The organism is Terribacillus halophilus, from assembly GCF_900101385.1.
Classification (GTDB): Bacteria; Bacillota; Bacilli; order Bacillales; family Amphibacillaceae; genus Terribacillus; species Terribacillus halophilus.
Window position 1 is genome coordinate 607,610 of record NZ_FMZB01000001.1, and the last position, 16,514, is coordinate 624,123.

Annotated in this window: 21 protein-coding genes; 17 read left to right on the forward strand and 4 right to left on the reverse strand. The window is 45.4% G+C overall.

All coding sequences use genetic code 11. The annotated features are described in order from the left end of the window. Positions 1 to 34 precede the first annotated feature (34 nt). The 11 genes from sufB (at position 35) to yunB (ending at position 9,650) form a co-directional block, all read left to right on the forward strand. Positions 35 to 1,432: a Fe-S cluster assembly protein SufB gene (sufB, locus tag BLQ53_RS02900; protein WP_093725756.1), complete on the forward strand. Its 1,398-nt coding sequence runs from the start codon at positions 35 to 37 to the stop codon at positions 1,430 to 1,432. Between the two features lie 63 nt (positions 1,433 to 1,495). After that, positions 1,496 to 2,092: a class I SAM-dependent methyltransferase gene (locus BLQ53_RS02905; RefSeq protein ID WP_093725757.1), complete on the forward strand. Its 597-nt coding sequence runs from the start codon at positions 1,496 to 1,498 to the stop codon at positions 2,090 to 2,092. A gap of 290 nt (positions 2,093 to 2,382) precedes the next feature. Continuing rightward, a complete protein-coding gene (locus BLQ53_RS02910; protein WP_139180836.1) occupies positions 2,383 to 2,820 on the forward strand; it encodes a DUF2975 domain-containing protein in 438 nt (145 codons plus the stop codon). Positions 2,821 to 2,830: 10 nt separating this feature from the next. Next, entirely contained in the window at positions 2,831 to 3,043 is a 213-nt protein-coding gene (locus BLQ53_RS02915; RefSeq protein WP_093725759.1) for a helix-turn-helix domain-containing protein, read from the forward strand. A 34-nt stretch (positions 3,044 to 3,077) separates the two neighbouring features. After that, the gene (locus BLQ53_RS02920) at positions 3,078 to 3,920 is read left to right on the forward strand and encodes a DUF817 domain-containing protein (RefSeq protein WP_093725760.1); all 843 of its coding nucleotides are present in this window, start codon (positions 3,078 to 3,080) and stop codon (positions 3,918 to 3,920) included. Positions 3,921 to 4,180: 260 nt separating this feature from the next. Beyond that, positions 4,181 to 4,969: an SDR family NAD(P)-dependent oxidoreductase gene (locus BLQ53_RS02925; protein WP_093725761.1), complete on the forward strand. Its 789-nt coding sequence runs from the start codon at positions 4,181 to 4,183 to the stop codon at positions 4,967 to 4,969. Positions 4,970 to 5,046: 77 nt separating this feature from the next. After that, positions 5,047 to 5,859 carry a sulfite exporter TauE/SafE family protein gene (locus tag BLQ53_RS02930; protein ID WP_093725762.1) on the forward strand — a complete coding sequence of 271 codons (813 nt, stop codon included), beginning with the start codon at positions 5,047 to 5,049 and terminating at the stop codon, positions 5,857 to 5,859. A 17-nt stretch (positions 5,860 to 5,876) separates the two neighbouring features. Further along, the gene (locus BLQ53_RS02935; protein ID WP_093725763.1) at positions 5,877 to 7,268 is read left to right on the forward strand and encodes a bifunctional metallophosphatase/5'-nucleotidase; all 1,392 of its coding nucleotides are present in this window, start codon (positions 5,877 to 5,879) and stop codon (positions 7,266 to 7,268) included. A 53-nt stretch (positions 7,269 to 7,321) separates the two neighbouring features. Further along, positions 7,322 to 7,621: a YunC family protein gene (locus BLQ53_RS02940; protein ID WP_425288276.1), complete on the forward strand. Its 300-nt coding sequence runs from the start codon at positions 7,322 to 7,324 to the stop codon at positions 7,619 to 7,621. 98 nt (positions 7,622 to 7,719) lie between these two features. Next, on the forward strand, positions 7,720 to 8,811 hold the full coding sequence (locus tag BLQ53_RS02945; RefSeq protein ID WP_093725764.1) for an HD-GYP domain-containing protein: 1,092 nt from the start codon (positions 7,720 to 7,722) through the stop codon (positions 8,809 to 8,811). A 53-nt stretch (positions 8,812 to 8,864) separates the two neighbouring features. Then, on the forward strand, positions 8,865 to 9,650 hold the full coding sequence (gene yunB, locus BLQ53_RS02950) for a sporulation protein YunB (RefSeq protein WP_093725765.1): 786 nt from the start codon (positions 8,865 to 8,867) through the stop codon (positions 9,648 to 9,650). A gap of 3 nt (positions 9,651 to 9,653) precedes the next feature. Here the strand turns inward: yunB and BLQ53_RS02955 are convergent, their stop codons facing one another. Further along, a complete protein-coding gene (locus tag BLQ53_RS02955) occupies positions 9,654 to 10,637 on the reverse strand; it encodes a M23 family metallopeptidase (RefSeq protein WP_093725766.1) in 984 nt (327 codons plus the stop codon). 141 nt (positions 10,638 to 10,778) lie between these two features. On the opposite strand from BLQ53_RS02955, the gene BLQ53_RS02960 reads away from it, so the two are divergent. From BLQ53_RS02960 to BLQ53_RS02970, 3 genes are read left to right on the forward strand one after another with little or no spacing between them, the layout of a single operon-like run. Continuing rightward, positions 10,779 to 11,063, forward strand: coding sequence for a YutD family protein (locus BLQ53_RS02960; RefSeq protein ID WP_244499220.1), 285 nt, complete (start codon positions 10,779 to 10,781; stop codon positions 11,061 to 11,063). A 22-nt stretch (positions 11,064 to 11,085) separates the two neighbouring features. Continuing rightward, positions 11,086 to 11,538: a DUF86 domain-containing protein gene (locus BLQ53_RS02965; protein WP_093725768.1), complete on the forward strand. Its 453-nt coding sequence runs from the start codon at positions 11,086 to 11,088 to the stop codon at positions 11,536 to 11,538. Then, positions 11,525 to 12,292: a TIGR01457 family HAD-type hydrolase gene (locus BLQ53_RS02970; RefSeq protein WP_093725769.1), complete on the forward strand. Its 768-nt coding sequence runs from the start codon at positions 11,525 to 11,527 to the stop codon at positions 12,290 to 12,292. The genes BLQ53_RS02965 and BLQ53_RS02970 overlap by 14 nt, the downstream gene beginning before the upstream one ends. Before the next feature lie 33 nt (positions 12,293 to 12,325). Here BLQ53_RS02970 and BLQ53_RS19275 read toward each other — a convergent pair whose 3' ends face one another. Next, entirely contained in the window at positions 12,326 to 12,451 is a 126-nt protein-coding gene (locus tag BLQ53_RS19275; RefSeq protein WP_280137053.1) for a hypothetical protein, read from the reverse strand. A gap of 102 nt (positions 12,452 to 12,553) precedes the next feature. Here BLQ53_RS19275 and BLQ53_RS19280 point away from each other — a divergent pair, with 102 nt between their 5' ends. Continuing rightward, positions 12,554 to 12,679 carry a hypothetical protein gene (locus tag BLQ53_RS19280; protein WP_280137054.1) on the forward strand — a complete coding sequence of 42 codons (126 nt, stop codon included), beginning with the start codon at positions 12,554 to 12,556 and terminating at the stop codon, positions 12,677 to 12,679. Positions 12,680 to 12,938: 259 nt separating this feature from the next. On the opposite strand, the gene BLQ53_RS02975 is transcribed toward BLQ53_RS19280, so the two are convergent. Both BLQ53_RS02975 and BLQ53_RS02980 read right to left on the reverse strand, forming a co-directional pair. Further along, positions 12,939 to 13,439, reverse strand: a complete 501-nt coding sequence (locus BLQ53_RS02975) for a spore coat protein (protein ID WP_244499221.1) — start codon at positions 13,437 to 13,439, stop codon at positions 12,939 to 12,941. A gap of 107 nt (positions 13,440 to 13,546) precedes the next feature. After that, positions 13,547 to 14,044: a phosphatidylglycerophosphatase A family protein gene (locus BLQ53_RS02980; protein ID WP_093725770.1), complete on the reverse strand. Its 498-nt coding sequence runs from the start codon at positions 14,042 to 14,044 to the stop codon at positions 13,547 to 13,549. Positions 14,045 to 14,170: 126 nt separating this feature from the next. Here BLQ53_RS02980 and BLQ53_RS02985 point away from each other — a divergent pair, with 126 nt between their 5' ends. Together BLQ53_RS02985 and BLQ53_RS02990 are read left to right on the forward strand one after the other, a co-directional pair. Next, complete coding sequence (locus BLQ53_RS02985) at positions 14,171 to 15,130, forward strand: protein kinase family protein (protein ID WP_093725771.1); 960 nt, start codon at positions 14,171 to 14,173, stop codon at positions 15,128 to 15,130. 88 nt (positions 15,131 to 15,218) lie between these two features. Beyond that, positions 15,219 to 16,514, forward strand: a complete 1,296-nt coding sequence (locus BLQ53_RS02990) for a homoserine dehydrogenase (RefSeq protein WP_093725772.1) — start codon at positions 15,219 to 15,221, stop codon at positions 16,512 to 16,514.

Genomic DNA, 16,514 nt, shown 5'->3' on the forward strand with positions numbered 1-16,514 from the left:
TGAAATAGATGTAATCCTATAAGGAGGTTTTACCATGGCTAAAAAAGCGCCTGAAATTGGAGATTACCGGTATGGCTTCAGTGATCGTGATGTATCCATTTTCCGTACAGAAAAAGGCCTTACACCTAGAATCGTTGAAGAAATCTCTAAGATGAAAGAAGAACCGCAATGGATGCTGGACTTCCGTCTTAAATCCTTGGAGCAATTCTATAAGAAACCAATGCCGCAGTGGGGCGGAGACCTTGCTGAGCTTGATTTCGATGAAATCACATATTACGTGAAACCATCCGAGCGCTCTGAGCGTTCTTGGGATGAAGTACCAGAAGAAATCAAGAACACATTCGATAAGCTTGGTATTCCGGAAGCTGAGCAGAAATACCTTGCCGGTGTTTCCGCGCAGTACGAATCCGAAGTTGTGTATCACAACTTGAAAGAAGACTTAGAAGAAATGGGTATTGTCTTCAAAGATACGGATACAGCACTGAAAGAAAATGAGGATCTATTCCGCGAGTACTTTGGTAAATTGATCCCTGCTTCCGATAATAAATTTGCTGCTTTGAACTCTGCTGTATGGTCTGGTGGCTCCTTCATTTATGTACCGAAGGGCGTTAAGACAGATATTCCATTGCAAGCGTATTTCCGGATCAACTCCGAAAATATGGGGCAGTTCGAGCGTACACTGATTATCGTTGATGATGATGCATCCATTCATTATGTGGAAGGCTGTACAGCACCAGTGTATACAACGAACTCCTTGCACAGTGCGGTTGTTGAGATCTTTGTTGGTAAAAATGCTTACTGCCGTTACACTACAATCCAGAACTGGGCGAATAACGTTTACAACCTAGTTACAAAACGTGCGACAGTTGATGCGAACGGTACAATGGAGTGGGTCGATGGTAACATCGGTTCCAAACTAACAATGAAATATCCTGCTGTCATCTTGAAAGGCGAAGGCGCTCGCGGTATGACATTGTCCATCGCTTTGGCTGGTAAAGGCCAGCATCAGGATGCCGGTGCGAAAATGCATCACTTGGCACCAAACACTTCTTCAACGATCGTTTCCAAATCCATCTCCAAACAAGGTGGTAAAGTAACGTATCGCGGAATCGTTCACTTCGGTAAGAAAGCAGACGGCGCACGCTCCAACATCGAGTGTGACACGCTGATCCTGGATAACAAATCCACTTCCGATACCATTCCATACAACGAGATCTTCAACGAGAACATCTCCTTGGAACACGAAGCGAAAGTTTCTAAAGTATCCGAAGAGCAATTGTTCTATTTGATGAGCCGTGGTATCTCTGAAGAAGAAGCAACAGAAATGATCGTAATGGGCTTCATCGAGCCATTCACGAAAGAACTTCCAATGGAATATGCAGTCGAAATGAACCGTCTTATTAAATTCGAGATGGAAGGTAGTATTGGTTAATACAGAAAAACCCTTGTGAATCAAGGGTTTTTTTGTTTGTGACCATCGTTAGGGGAGTGAATCATGGACAATAACGTTTTTGAACAGATGGCAAAAAAATATGATACGGAAGAAAGAATGGCATTAGCTAAAATTATAGTGAAAGAAGTAAGACTGGAATTACAAAATAGTAAATCAAGTTCTTTGCTGGATTATGGGAGCGGTACCGGTCTAATTAGTTTGGAATTGTCGGATTTAGTTGAGTCTGTTTTATTGGTGGATTCATCAGAACAAATGCTTGAGGTCGCGAAGGCGAAGATTTCCAACAACGAAATTGCCAATGCAAGCGTGCTTTATTCAGATTTTACGCAAGATACTCCTGAACTTAAAGCAGATATCGTGTTCATGTCACTGGTTCTTCTCCACATTCCGGATACGGAAAAGATTCTTCGCGAATTGTTCCATATCTTACATGATGGGGGCAAATTGGTCATTGTTGATTTTGACAAAAATGATAGAATAAATCACCCGAAAGTCCACAATGGTTTTTCTCATGACAAACTAAAAGATACTCTATCTGCAGTTGGATTTAAATCAACTGAAATTAGAACCTTCCATCATGGAAATCGCATTTTTATGAACCAAGATGCCTCCATGTTCCTATCGAGCAGTATAAAGTGATGGATAATCGTTGATATAAAATGCGGTGGGCGAACTTGAAAAAGTTCGTCTTTTTTTAGTTGGAATCGATTTGTTCTTAAGCAGAACTGCACGATTCTATTTAATGGCCAGCTCAAAGCATTTTTCCTTGGGAGAACGCTTTTCTCCCATAATCAATAATTAATTTGTATTTAACAATAATTATTTATTGTAAAACGATAAATAATAGATTACAATCGTCTTAAAGAAAAACGAATGAGGTGTTTTTTGTGAAGCGTGAAACGCTTTTTTTAAAGTTAGCTGTATTTCTTATGGCATTGCCGGTTCTTGCTTTGTGTATCTTTGCCATCCCGCCGATTGCTTTTGGTTCCGCTGACTATTATCCCGAGGCTGAATTTTTGAAATATCCTGTTCTAATCGGTTTGTATCTGACTGCATTAGCATTTTTCATGGCCTTGTATCAGGCTTTCAGGCTGCTGGGCTATATTGACAGAAACATAGCTTTTTCGGACTTATCGGTGAAAGCGCTGAAGAATATAAAAAACTGTGCCATCTCCATCACTGGCATTTATGTACTATTCCTGCCGCTCATTTATATCGTGGCAGACAGGGATGATGCACCAGGCCTTATCCTGGTAGGTATGGCCATTATCTTTGGAGCGCTAGTCATTGCATTCTTTGCTGCTGTACTCCAAAGACTCTTAAAAAATGCCATCGACATAAAATCAGAAAATGACTTGACGGTCTGAGGTGAACCATATGGCAATCATTATAAATATTGATGTAATGCTGGCAAAAAGGAAAATGAGCGTGACAGAGCTTTCGGAAAAAGTAGGCATCACGATGGCGAATCTATCCATTTTGAAAAATGGAAAAGCAAAGGCGATTCGGTTATCAACATTAGATGCGATATGTAAGGCTTTGGATTGTCAGCCTGGAGACATTCTGGAATACAGAATGGATGAAGGATAAGGAAGCGAAGAAAGTAACTCGGAGGTGTGAAGAAATGTACAGAAATCGGAATCTGCCTACTTACTATGCTGGACAGGAGTTACCTGCATTCAAAAAGAAAAAGCTGAAGAGGGCGTGGAAACAGCTTGTCCGTTTCGGCTGGGAGCAAGCATTATCTTGTTTGTTTCCTGTCATCATTTTTGCTTCGCTGGCATTGACGCAAGTCATTGCTCTCCCATTGCTGCCGCGCTATGACTGGCTGCTTATCATCTGCCTGCTGATGCAGTGGTTGATGCTTCGTTCGGGGCTTGAGACAAGAGATGAACTAAAGGTCATCACGCTATTTCATATCATTGGCCTTGCACTCGAATTGTTCAAGGTACATATGGGTTCTTGGTCGTATCCGGAAGAAGGTTATTTTAAAATACTCGGGGTCCCGTTGTATAGCGGTTTTATGTATGCAAGTGTAGCGAGTTACCTTTGCCAAGCATGGAGGAGGCTTAAGGTGGATCTGATTAAGTGGCCGCCGTTTTTGGCCGTTGTACCGCTGGCAGCTGCAATTTACTTGAATTTCTTCACCCACCATTTTTGGATCGATATTCGCTGGATTTTATCCGGCTTAGTGCTTGTAGTATTTTGGCGTTCGTGGGTTACATATGAGGTTGGTGAAAGCCGTTACCGAATGCCTTTGTCCCTTTCATTTGTCCTGATCGGATTTTTTATCTGGATTGCTGAGAATATCGCTACCTTTTTTGGCGCTTGGGAATATCCGAACCAAGCTGATGCATGGAGTCTCGTTCATTTGGGCAAGGTGAGTTCATGGCTGTTATTGGTAATTGTCAGTTTCCTAATTGTGGCGACGCTGAAGCTGTATAAGAAGAAAATCTCGACAGATTGAAAAGCTGAAGGCAAAGACGTTAGGCTAAACCTTATGACGTCTTATTACGCATGGAATGACTGAATCAGGTGGTGTTTTTCTGAAGTACTGCTTTACTCTAGGTTATCTTCTACGGGAGAATATCCAAAAGCGTCACGTCCAGTGATAAGTAGAGTATCAAACACCAATAGCGCCGTAACAAGAAGATAACCAAAATGTTTTGCTTTCCTGACGTCCGGGAACATTTCCTTTATGTGAATGAACAAAGGAGATGAAGTCCATTGGGTTACAATCTCGAAGGAAAAGTAGCAATCGTGACCGGAGCCAATGACGGTATTGGCTTAGAAACGGTAAAAGTATTTCTGGATGAAGGAGCTAAAGTCGTCGGAGTCAGCTTGAAAACGGATGACGTGAAGGGCATTGCCGATCATTCTTCCTTTCTGCCGCTGGAGCTGGATCTGACTGACGAAGGTGCAGCCGGGAAAGTGGTCGAGGCTGCTGTGTCCCATTTCGGAAAATTGGATATTTTAGCTAATATTGCGGGGATTGCCATCTATAAGGATAGTTTCATGGATGTGACACTTGATATTTGGAGAGAGACATTCGAGACGAATTTGTTTGCTGTAGTGGCATTGACAAAGGCTGCCATTCCAGAGCTTGAAAAACAGCCGGGAGCAAGCATCGTAAATGTGGCATCCGAGAGCGGTCATGTGCCAGATTCGTTTGCGATCGATTATAGCGGAAGCAAAGCAGCCGTTCTCAATCTCACGCAAGCTTTGGCGGATGAAATCGGCGCGGGTATACGGGTGAATGTCGTATCACCTGGTCCGACGCGGACGACAATGTGGAATAAACCAGGCGGTATGGTCGATATGCTCAGTGATAGGTTCGACAAAGAAGGAGAGGAGGCTGTCAGCTACTTCGCCAAAGAAGTCCGCCAGATCCCGCGCGGGGAGATTGGCAAGCCGGATGAGATTGCCAATGTGATTGCCTTTTTGGCTTCAGACAAAGCAGCATATGTCAATGGCGCAGAATTTCCGGTGAACGGCGGATCGGTTAAATATAAATGAATTCTGTTATAATAGTATGACTGCAGTATGCAGTCATACTATTATTATATTCTACATAAAAGATGGAAGGGATACCTATGGTTTTTGCCGTAAGTTTAGTAATAGGGCTCCTTGCAGCAGCGCTTGGCAGTCTGGTAGGTTTGGGGGGAGGAATCATCCTTGTACCGCTGCTGCTTATTTTAAGCAGTTTCTGGGATGCCTTCAGCTGGGCAACACCGCAAGCAATTGTGGGAGTTTCTGTCATCGTGATGATTTTCACCGCTCTTTCATCCACCCTCACATATATGAGGAGCGGGCGCGTTGATTACAAAAGCGGATTTATTTTCATGGCCGGAGGGGTGCCGGGAGCCATACTCGGTTCCTACTTGAATCGATTTGTATCCGGGGATGGTTTCTCCCTGTATTTCGGTATTTTGGTCTTGCTCGTCTTTTTCATGTTTTTTGTGAAGCGCAAGGAACGGGAAGTGAAGAACCTGAAAGGTATCATCGTTACGAAAGAGCTGGACGGTATGACTTATACATATAGTTTCCGATTCATCGCAGCATTTGCACTCTCTTTATTCGTCGGACTGCTTTCGGGCATGTTTGGAATCGGGGGAGGCAGCTTTATGGTACCTGCGATGATCCTGTTGTTTGGGTTCCCGGCGCATATTGCCGTATCAACCAGTATGTTCATGGTATTCTTCCTTAGTGTTGTCAGTACCGTCATGCATATTTCGCTCGGACACGTGGAATGGAACTATGTGTGGGCCTTTATTCCGGGTGCGATCATAGGTGGAATTCTCGGGGCGAAAGTCAACCAGATGTTAAAAGGGAATACGGTTGTCTGGATATTGCGTATCATGCTTGTATTAGTTGCTGTCCGTCTGATTTGGGATGGGTTGTCGTAATAAAGGAGTAGAGAAGGATGCAGGAAAAGCTGACTATCAACTACACAAATGATTTGCATAGCTATTTCGAAAACTGGCCGAAGATTGTCGGTTACCTGAAGCGTAATAAGCGGAAGTTTACGGATGCGGGTCAAACGTGCTGGCTGCTTGATATTGGTGATCATGTGGATCGATCGCGTCCGATTGCAGAGGCATTCCGGGGCAAGGCGAATATCAGCTTGCTGAATGAGGCGGGCTATGATTTTGCGACCATCGGAAATAATGAAGGAATCACGCTTGATTATGATGATCTTTATCATTTATACGATGAAGCGGAATTCCGAATTGCTGTTGCGAATCTTCATTCACAAAAGGGTGAAGATCCTGGCTGGATGGAGCCGTCTTGGGTTGTTGAAACGGCCGGTGGAACAAAGGTTGGCATGATTGGGCTGACAGCGCCTTTTCCGGATTTCTATAATTTGATTGGCTGGGATATCGAGGATCCAGTGGAAGTGCTGAAACGCGAGATCGGTCTGCTTCGGTCTTCCTGCGATGTGGTTGTTTTGCTATCCCACTTGGGGCTATATGCAGACCGTGATATAGCAGCTGCCTTTCCGGAAATAGACGTCATCATCGGCGGACATACGCATCATCTTCTCCATGAAGGCGAATATGTGAATCAATGTCTGATCACGACTGCGGGGAAGCAGGGCTTTCATTTCGGTGAAGTGAAAATCATCTGGGACACAGAACAGAAAATCATTATAGAAAAGAAAGCCAAGGCCATTCCTGTCGCAGACTTGGAAGATGATGCAGATACGGCTGAGCAAGTTGCCGTTTACTCGGAAAACGCAGGAAAAGCACTACATCGTTCTGCCGTTGTGCTGCCAGATCCGCTGCCGTCTACTCCTTTTGAAGATTCCCGTGCAATGGATCTTTTGACAGATTATTTGCGCCGATGGACGAAAGCAGATCTTGCTTTTCTCAACGCAGGAGTGCTGCTGGATAGTTTTCCGGCAGGAGCTGTATCCTATATGGATATCCACCGAATCTGTCCCCATCCGATCAATCCTGCCACCGTTCCATTGACAGGTGAAGAACTGGAGGAGATCGTCAACGCTGCCTTGCAACCGGATTTCATCACTTTCCCGCTCAAAGGTTTCGGTTTCCGCGGAAAGGTGATTGGAAAGATGGTTTACAGCAGGCTATCGTTTGATGTAGCGGGCACGGCAGCTAAACCAAAAGCGGTCAATCTGAGGGTAAACGGCCAGCCGCTGGAATCGGAAAGGCTTTATCTGACAGCCATGGCAGACACTTTCACATTCGGCAGCTTGCTTCCTTGTATCAAGCAGGTGAAGGGAAAGAAATATTTTATGCCGGAGATGCTTCGGGATTTGCTATTGGAAGCATTCAAGGAAATAGAAAAATGAGCAAACACCTCCGTTTTTCCAACATAGGATATAACGGAGGTGTATTTAAATTGATGACTGTAGAACCAATGTTCCTGGATGGGAAACCTTTTACTGCCGTGACAGTCAAACTGCCGAAAACAACGTTACTGATCGTGTCGAACGATGTCGGTTATATCATGTGCGGTGCTCTGGATGTTGATTTACTCAATGATAAATTGGCTGATCGGAAAATCATTTCCGGTAGGGCTGTCGGCGTCAAGACGATTGAGCAGCTGCTGTCAGCCCCACTTGAGAAAGTGACGGATGCTTCTGCGGCATATGGCTGGAAGCCTGGTATCACGGGTAGGGAAGCGTTGCTCCTGCTGCCGTGAAAAAAATGTCGAACCTTGTACCATCAATCTAGATTGTTTGCCGCTTTTCTGGTACTATTTTATCAGATGGAATGTTGGAGAAGATAAGGGGTACGACAATGAGATTAGTATCGACAAAATCGGTAAAGCCCGGCAAGAGGCTCGCTCAGCCCGTATATAATGATAAAGGCAGCATTCTTATCCAGCGGGATGTGGAATTGACAGCTGGTATCATCGATCGTTTGCAAGAGCTGCGGTATACCTATATCTATATCCGGGATGACAGGCTGCAGGACATCGAGCTTGAATTCTCCACTTCCAATGAAGAACGGCTAAAAGCAATGCAGGTCATCCATAAGTCCTTTCAGGAAATCAAACAAAGTGATAATGGCCGATATTTGACGGAAAAGATGACAGATAAAATCACGAGTTCGATCCAGGAGATGGTCAGCAATCTGCGGCCAAAACGTCAAACATTGATGATCCTTTCCGATATGCTCATATATGATGATTATATCTTTTCGCATTCGGTCAATGTTGCACTTTATGCGATGGCCATCGCCAATGAAATGCGGCTGCCGATTTCTGTTGTAGAGGAGATAGGGTTTGGCGCAATATTGCATGATGTAGGTAAAATGTTTGTACCCCAGGAAGTTCTGCAGAAGACCGGCAAACTGACGGATGCGGAATTCGAGCAGATCAAGGAGCATACGACGAAGGGTTTTAATTATCTACGCAAGATGAACAATATCCCCCTTGTCATTGCCCATTGTGCCTACCAGCATCATGAACGGATCAATGGTTCCGGTTATCCGCGCGGCATAAGCGGTTCGGACATTCATTTGTACGCGAAGATAATCGGCATCGCGGATGTATTCGATGCTGTGACGAGCAACCGGGTATACCGGGATGCCATGCTCCCGCATGAGGGTCTGGAAATATTATTTGCCGGAGCAGGTGATCAGTTCGATATGGAAATGGTCGAAGCTTTCAAAAGAAGTGTGGCCATTTATCCAACAGGGCTGACTGTACGGCTGAGTGATGGTCGTATGGGGATCGTCATCCGGCAGAATGAGGATATCAATACGCGGCCGATTGTCCGGATCCTGCAGGAGGCTGATGGGACCGAGCCGGAACCATATGAAGTGAATTTGTATGAGCATCTTAATATCACGGTTGTTGCTTGTTCGACATCCGCTGAGGAGAACTAGTCTATTCTAAGCTCCCTAGGTCAAGCATAAGCTTGTTTCGAGGGGGTTTTTTCATGCGTCCATGGCAGCGCAGAGCTTCTAAAGCACCACCTTCCTTTCGGCATGTACTATTGATGAGCATGCTGCTATTCCTGCTATTCACTTCTTTGAGTCTATGGCTGGTGAATAAGGGCTTGGAGCCGACGCTTATGGCAATTGCCGAAACAAAAACAGAGCAGTTTGCAAAACAAGCGATCAACCAAGCCGTACAAGCAGAAAAGGAAGCGGATTTGGACTTGAATGCATTCGTGCAAGTAGAGAAAGATACCAATGGCAATGTCACACATGCCAGCTGGGATGCGGCAACCGTGAATGAAGTGCTGCGGAAGGTGACTTTTCGCGTACAGAATTATTTGCGGCTGATGGAAGACGGCGAAATGCCGGCTATCAGTCAGGAGCAGCTTGCAGAGGAGGCTGCAGCCGATATCATCCAGGAGAAACTGGAAGAAGATCCGACGCTGGTCGATATACCGCTCGGTCAAGCAACCAATAATGCTTTGCTTGCAAATCTGGGGCCGCGGATTCCGGTGAAATTTGAAATGATCGGTTATGTGGAATCCGGTGTCGATGTGAAGGTGGAGGAATATGGCATCAATAATGCGATGTTCGTCTTCATGGTAGAAATCAAAGCAAATGTCCGGATCATCATCCCATTCTCAACCAAGACGACGACAGTGACACAAGATGTGCTGCTTGGCAGCACTGTCATCCAGGGGCAAGTACCGGAATTTTATAATAATGGAGGGGGAACCGGTTCATCACCATCGTTCTCCATACCAATGCAAAAGGAAGGCGAATGATTTTCAGCCTTCCTTTTTTTGCTGTTTTGATTTTTGTTCCCAGATCTTTAGGTAAGGGTATGGATCGAAGGAAAATTCAGACCTTCCATTGTCTTTATACATACCATAATGCAAGTGTGGCGGAAATTTTCCCGATGTTCCGGGAGGGCCGTAACCGCTGGCACCTACATAGCCGATGACATCACCAGGTTTGACGACATCCCCGACGGATACCCCTTTTTCAAATCCATTCAAATGGGCATAGTAGTGATAAATATTATTGCTGTCCCGAAGACCGATACGCCAGCCGCCGTACAGGTTCCAGCCCTTCAGTTCAATAACGCCATAGGTAGTCGCATAAACTGGTACACCGTAATTGGCGAAGATATCCGTACCTTCATGGATTCTTCTGCCGCCAAAGCCCCTGGCATCTCCCCATGTGTTCCGGTAGCTGTAGTTATGGTGGAGCGGAAGTGGAAAAGAGCGCTCATCCAGCTCGATTGTCCCGAACTTTTCATAGAGCTTGGCAGTATTCATGATGGTCTGAACGGTAAGATCACGCTCATAATAATGCCAAAGAGCTATTTTGATATCATTCTTCGTCGTCCCGGTTTTTTGGATGAAGGAAGCAATGGTATAGAGAACATCTTCTGGATTTTCAGGCTCAGCCAGTTTGTCGCCATTTCCATCCCTGCCCAATCCGTTGAACCACAAAATGGAAGATTCGTTTGCATCCTCTCCATGTTTGGCAGCACCAAACCATTTTTCCTCCGGGATTTCGATTGCAATCAGTTTCTCCTCTTTGGATTGATTGGGGAGATTATGCTCATACTGATCGATTGCAGCCAGATAGTACCAAGGAAGTCCTGTGGCAGCTGCGGTTTTCTTATAAAGTGCCATGCGCTCCTGTTTCGCTTCATCGCTTTTTCCCGTTTCCTCGGCAGAAGCCGGGAATGGGAAGCTCATGAACAAGAGGATCATCAGCGTGGCGATGAGTATCTTTTTCATGTGCTGCTCACCTTTCCTTGCACGTTTGCTGTTAGTTTGTACAGAGATTGGCATTTCTAGTCGTAATCGCGGCTTAAAAAGAAGTGAAGCGAAAATATGCAGAAAATATGCTACACTAGAAGCAAGATAGGGGTGTCGATAGTGGTGAAAACAACAGTGCAAGGCAAACATTATGAAGTTGTGCAGGATATAAAGGATGCCTTTCAGGAGCAGGCATTCCTAAACCGCTACAGCGAAATCCTGACGAAATATGATTACATTGTCGGTGACTGGGGATATGAACAGCTTCGTCTGAAAGGTTTCTTTGATGACGATAATCCGAAGGCCACCTTCGATACGAAAATCAGCACTTTGGAAGATTATTTGTATGAGTATTGCAATTTTGGCTGTGCCTACTTCGTCGTAAAAAAGACTTCGGCAAAGTGAGTGCAAGAGAGGGGCAATGACGATGTACTTTGTTGATAAACGAAAAATAGAAGCAATCCTTACATATATGGAAGAACTGCTTGCCGCAGAAATGCCACCTTCAGAAGAGTTATCCGGGAAGCTTGCGGCAGAGCGCCGGGCACAGCTCTTGATCGAAGGGATTCTTGATACGGGCAATAGCGTGATCGATGGATTCATCATGCGGGATCCCGGCAGCTATGATGATATTATCGACATCCTTGCTGATGAACAGGTGATAGCGGAACATACGGCACCTGCCTTCAAGGAAATCATAGCATTACGCAAAATGCTTACTGGTGATTATCTGCATGTGAATCACCAAAAGCTTGCCGGGACGATGGCAAAACATCTGGATTTGCTAAGACTTTATGTAGAATGGGTAAGAGCTTACCTGGTGAACGAAACGCGGACAGCTTCCGCTTTTGCAAGGAGCAGTGACGATGAAAGCTTATGAGGGATATCTGATCGATCTCGATGGAACCATGTATCTTGGGAAGAACCCGATTGATGCGGCACCGGGATTCATCCGCAGACTAAATGACGCCGGTAAAAAGCATCTATTCGTGACGAATAATAGCACACGTACCCAAAAACAAGTGGCGGAAAAGCTTCGTCTAATGAATATAGAAGCTAATCCGGAAGATGTTTTCACGACGAGTATGGCAACCGCTGCCTATATTCGTGAGCATAATCCGGCAGCAAAAGTATATGCCATTGGCGAGGAAGGACTTTTCGATGCGCTGGCAAAAGAGGAACTGACGTTGGCAGAAGAAGACTGTGATTATGTCGTGATCGGCCTGGATACCAACGTTACATACGAAAAGTTGGCCAAAGCCTGTCTGCTTGTCCGAGCGGGTGCAAAGTTCCTTTCGACGAACAGTGATAAAGCATTGCCAACCGAAGCGGGCTTGATGCCGGGTAACGGATCATTGACAGCTGTCATTTCCGTCAGTACCGGAATCGAACCGACTTTCATCGGAAAACCAGAAAACATCATGATGGAGCAAGCGAGGAAGCTGTTGGATTTGGACAAGGAACAAGTCCTCATGGTAGGTGACAATTACCTGACAGATATCACCGCCGGGATCCGTGCAGGTATGGATACACTGATGGTATGCACCGGTTTTACAAAGCGGGAGGAGCTTCCATTGCTTGATCCAAAACCAACATATACAATCGACACGTTGACCGAGTGGGAAATCAAATGAAGAGCAGCCTCCAAGAGGTCTGCTCTTTTTCTTTTATTGATACATATGGTCGCTTTGACCCGCAATTGGATTCATGGCTTCATACTTACTCATATATGCTTGGAACTGTTCCTGATCCTCTGATACGATCTGATACATGGCACCGATTTTGCTAACCATTTCCCGGATTCACCTGTTCGAGTTTATAATACCCTCATTTAACAGCGTACCGCCACATATGTTAGGCATGGGAACAGCACATCATGGAGGCGGTTTGAACGAATGAACGCAGCTCAGGATTTGCGGCCTCCATGGCGGAATAAGCATATTCACGGCGGGTTCGCAGCCATTTCCCGGTCATTGAAATCCTGCACAACTGTCCGCGGCTGGACAGGAAGTAACTGGTGATATATTCGGCTTTCATATTGAAATCACAAATATATAAATGGGAAATGACGCTTTAGGATGCTATTGAAATCAGGGTCTGGCACATGCTGCAGCATTTACGCTGGTGATCGCGTTCACACAGCTCAAGGTCAATTCATGTGCTGCAAGCTTTATGGAAATCCTCCTAGTTGGTAGTTGCTTAGTTTGTAAAATATACAACTCAGGGCAGAATCATTCCAAGAGAAATCTTTCGCTCGTAAATGATGAAAAGAAAAATTTGTCAGTAACCCATTTGCAGTGCTCTATTGGCATTGCGGATGTCATTTTGCAGCAAACGTTCAAAGTCGTAAGCAGGGTAAAGTCCTCTTCTATACATAAAATCAAATATTCTTGCATGTGTATCTATTGCCAGCTGTAATTGTTTTCTTAATGTTTCCCGAAGAGCTGGGGTTGCAGTTTCTGTAATGGCGATGGCATAATTCCGAACAGAAGTCTTGGCAAAAACAAGTAAATCACTGGCGTAGAAGGCAGTGCTGACCCGAGTCTCTGTTTGATTGTGTACGCTTGGTGCATATGGGAAAAATTGAAGCAATTCATTGAGATTGTTTTCCAACCCTTTGATGGTTTGCTCATATATAATGCGAAGTTCTCCGTCATTGACATTTCCAATGAATTGCTTGAGCTTCATCAATGCTACAGCTTGGGAAGCGACGAGTTCATGCAGCTCAAGTGTTTCATGCCATGCCAAATGATTTGGATAGCTGGTCGATGTATTTTCCAAGAGATTTACCTCCTCGTATAATAGACGTTTACACTATATTCGGGCAGTTGTTATCTTGATACTTTTGCCATAAAAAAGAAGCAGCCTCTGTAAGCTGCTTTTTTTGTTCAACCATCGATATTTTCTTCTTCATTCTGACTATGTGCAAGTCTGCTGGCTGCAGCTGCGGCTATCGCGCCGACGATATCATCCAGGAACGTATGGCATTCGCCGCTGCTCTTGTCGTTCAGCTTTGCCAGAATCCCTGGTTTTTGCTTGTCGATATAGCCGTAATTCGTAAATCCAATCGAGCCATAAAGGTTGATGATGGAGAGTGCAATAACTTCATCGATTCCATACAAGCCCTCATCGTTTGCCAGGTTATCCTGCAGCGGCTGTTCCAGTTTTCCTTGCTCGGTAAGAACATCGAGCTGGATCCCTGTCAGGATGGCATTTTGGACCTCTCTCTTGGACAACACCCGTTCCACATTATAAATACATCGATCCATTGTCAGACCAGGATAATATTTGTCTTGCAGGAAATGGACAAGCTCCGCGATGTCTTCTACTTGCACACCTCGTTCGATGAGCCACTCCCGTGCTTTTTTTTCTAATTCAGCTGTCATAAGATCACTTCGCTTTCCTATGTATGATACTGGTAGCAGTATACCCTTCTAGCTTATGCGTCAACCATCAGCTCTGAACATGATTCGCACAGTTGCTTCATAAAATAAAGCAGGAGGTGTTTGCTCGTGTTGCAGTTGATGCAGCAATATATACCCGGATTTACCGGAAAACCGGTTTCCTATCGCAATTATCATGCTTATCAGACAATGGATCGTTTATATGTCATTATACCAGCAAGGACGGACCAAGACAGCTATTATGAATTAGCTGCCATCACCGCCTATATGCAGGAGGCGGGTTTTTCGCGCCTTGCACAGCCGATGCTCTCGACGAAAGGACAAATTTTGACTGTTTATGAGAATACCGCTTATCTAGTCGTGGAGATGCCGCCTCCCTATACGCGAAAGCTTCATGCCCATGGAGCTGAATTGGCCTCATTCCACCAGCTTGGTGCCGGCTGTCCGTTTGCGCCGGATACTTTATCCAGCTACGGAAGATGGAGCGATTTGTGGACTGCTCGTTTGTCCCAAGCGGAAAAGCTATATTCCGATATTTATCAAAAACGTCCTCTTGTCCATGAGGAGCGGGTTTTCCTGGACACGTTTTATTACGTGATCGGCAGAGCGGAACTCGCCATCCAATATTTGAATGAAACAAACACGGAATTCCGTTTTACAGACTATGATCAGCCAACGACGGTTTTTGTGAAATACCAATCCGAGCTGGCTGATACATATGTACTGCCTCACGCAATCATATATGATCATCCTGCACGAGATCTGGCGGAATATACAAGGAATTCATTTTTAAAAGAGGAAATGAATGAGGCGGCTGACTTCCTGCAGTCTTATTTGCAAGTCCGTCCTCTTTCTGTATTCGGCATGAGGCTGCTGTATGCCAGGCTGATCATGCCCCTTCATCTGTTTGATCAAATGGAGCGGGGACTGGATGGAACAGCGGGAAAAGAATATGAAAAACTCATCATGCAGCAAAGTGTGTATGAACAGCGTTTAGCTGGACTTTTTCAGCATATGCAAGTGGATCCGCAGGCTCTTGAGATACCTTTGTTGGATAATTTTTTGTGAAGTTGGTTGCGATAGTAGATTGATAGCGTTATAATGTCCTTTATAAAAGAACACTTGTTTATTTCAGGTGGACAGGAGGCTGGATGAGATGAAGCAAAAGATACAAATCGGCTTATGCGGCCTTGGTACAGTCGGAAGCGGTGTTGTTCAGATTTTGCAGGAGCATCAAGAACAAATCCGCTATAGGCTTGGCTGTGAAGTGGAAGTGGCCAAGGTACTCGTCAAAAACAGGGATAAAAAACGGGAATATATAGCGGATAGCAGCATTTTGACCACAGATCCTGCTGCTATCACGGATAATCCAGCGATCGATATCGTGGTCGAAGTGATGGGCGGAATGGAGGATACCTATCAGCTGTTGGAACGCAGTATCCGAAATCGCAAGCAGATTGTGACAGCCAATAAAGACCTGATGGCCGAGCATGGGGATAAGCTGTTTGCGCTATCCCAGGAATATGATACGGATATTTACTACGAGGCTAGCGTGGCCGGCGGGATTCCGATCCTCCGTTCGCTAAGTGACGGCCTTGCTTCGGATAAGATCCAGAAAGTGATGGGGATCGTCAATGGAACGACGAACTTCATCCTGACGAAGATGACAGATGAAAAATTATCCTTCGAAACAGTACTGGCGGAGGCGCAGGCGCTCGGATTCGCAGAAGCTGATCCGACTTCGGATGTGGAAGGTTTGGATGCAGCCCGTAAAATGACGTTGCTTGCGAATTTGGCTTTCAAGATGCCTGTCGCATATGAAGATGTCAAAGTAGCCGGTATCACTTCCATTTCCCAGGAAGACATCGAGTTTGCCGGGAAGCTCGGCTATATCGTGAAACTGATCGGAATTGCTGCCATGGATGAGGGCAAAGTTGAAGTAAGTGTCGAGCCGACTTTGCTGCCGGAAGCACATCCGCTGGCCCAGGTGAAGAACGAATTCAATGCTGTCTATGTATATGGGCATGCAGTCGGAGAGACGATGTTCTATGGTCCGGGCGCCGGCGGACTGCCGACAGCAACCGCCGTCGTATCGGATTTGATGGAAGTCGTCAAAAACATCCGGCTTGGTGTAAGCGGCAAAGCTTATGTGCAGCCGCAATACAAGACCGCCCTAAAGAATGATACGGAAAAACATGCCAAGTACTTTATCAGAGTGGAAGCAGAGGACCAGACTGGTGCATTCCACGCGGTCACCAACGTGTTTGCCGAACAAGCTGTCTCATTTGCAAAGATCCTTCAGCTGCCGCATCCTAGCTCGAAGACAGCAGAGGTTGTCATGGTGACGCACAAACACAGCAAACAGCAAATCGAAAACAGCATACAGCAGCTGGAGCAATTGGACGTCGTGAAACGTGTCATCAGCTGTTATCGTGTAGACGGAGAGGATTGA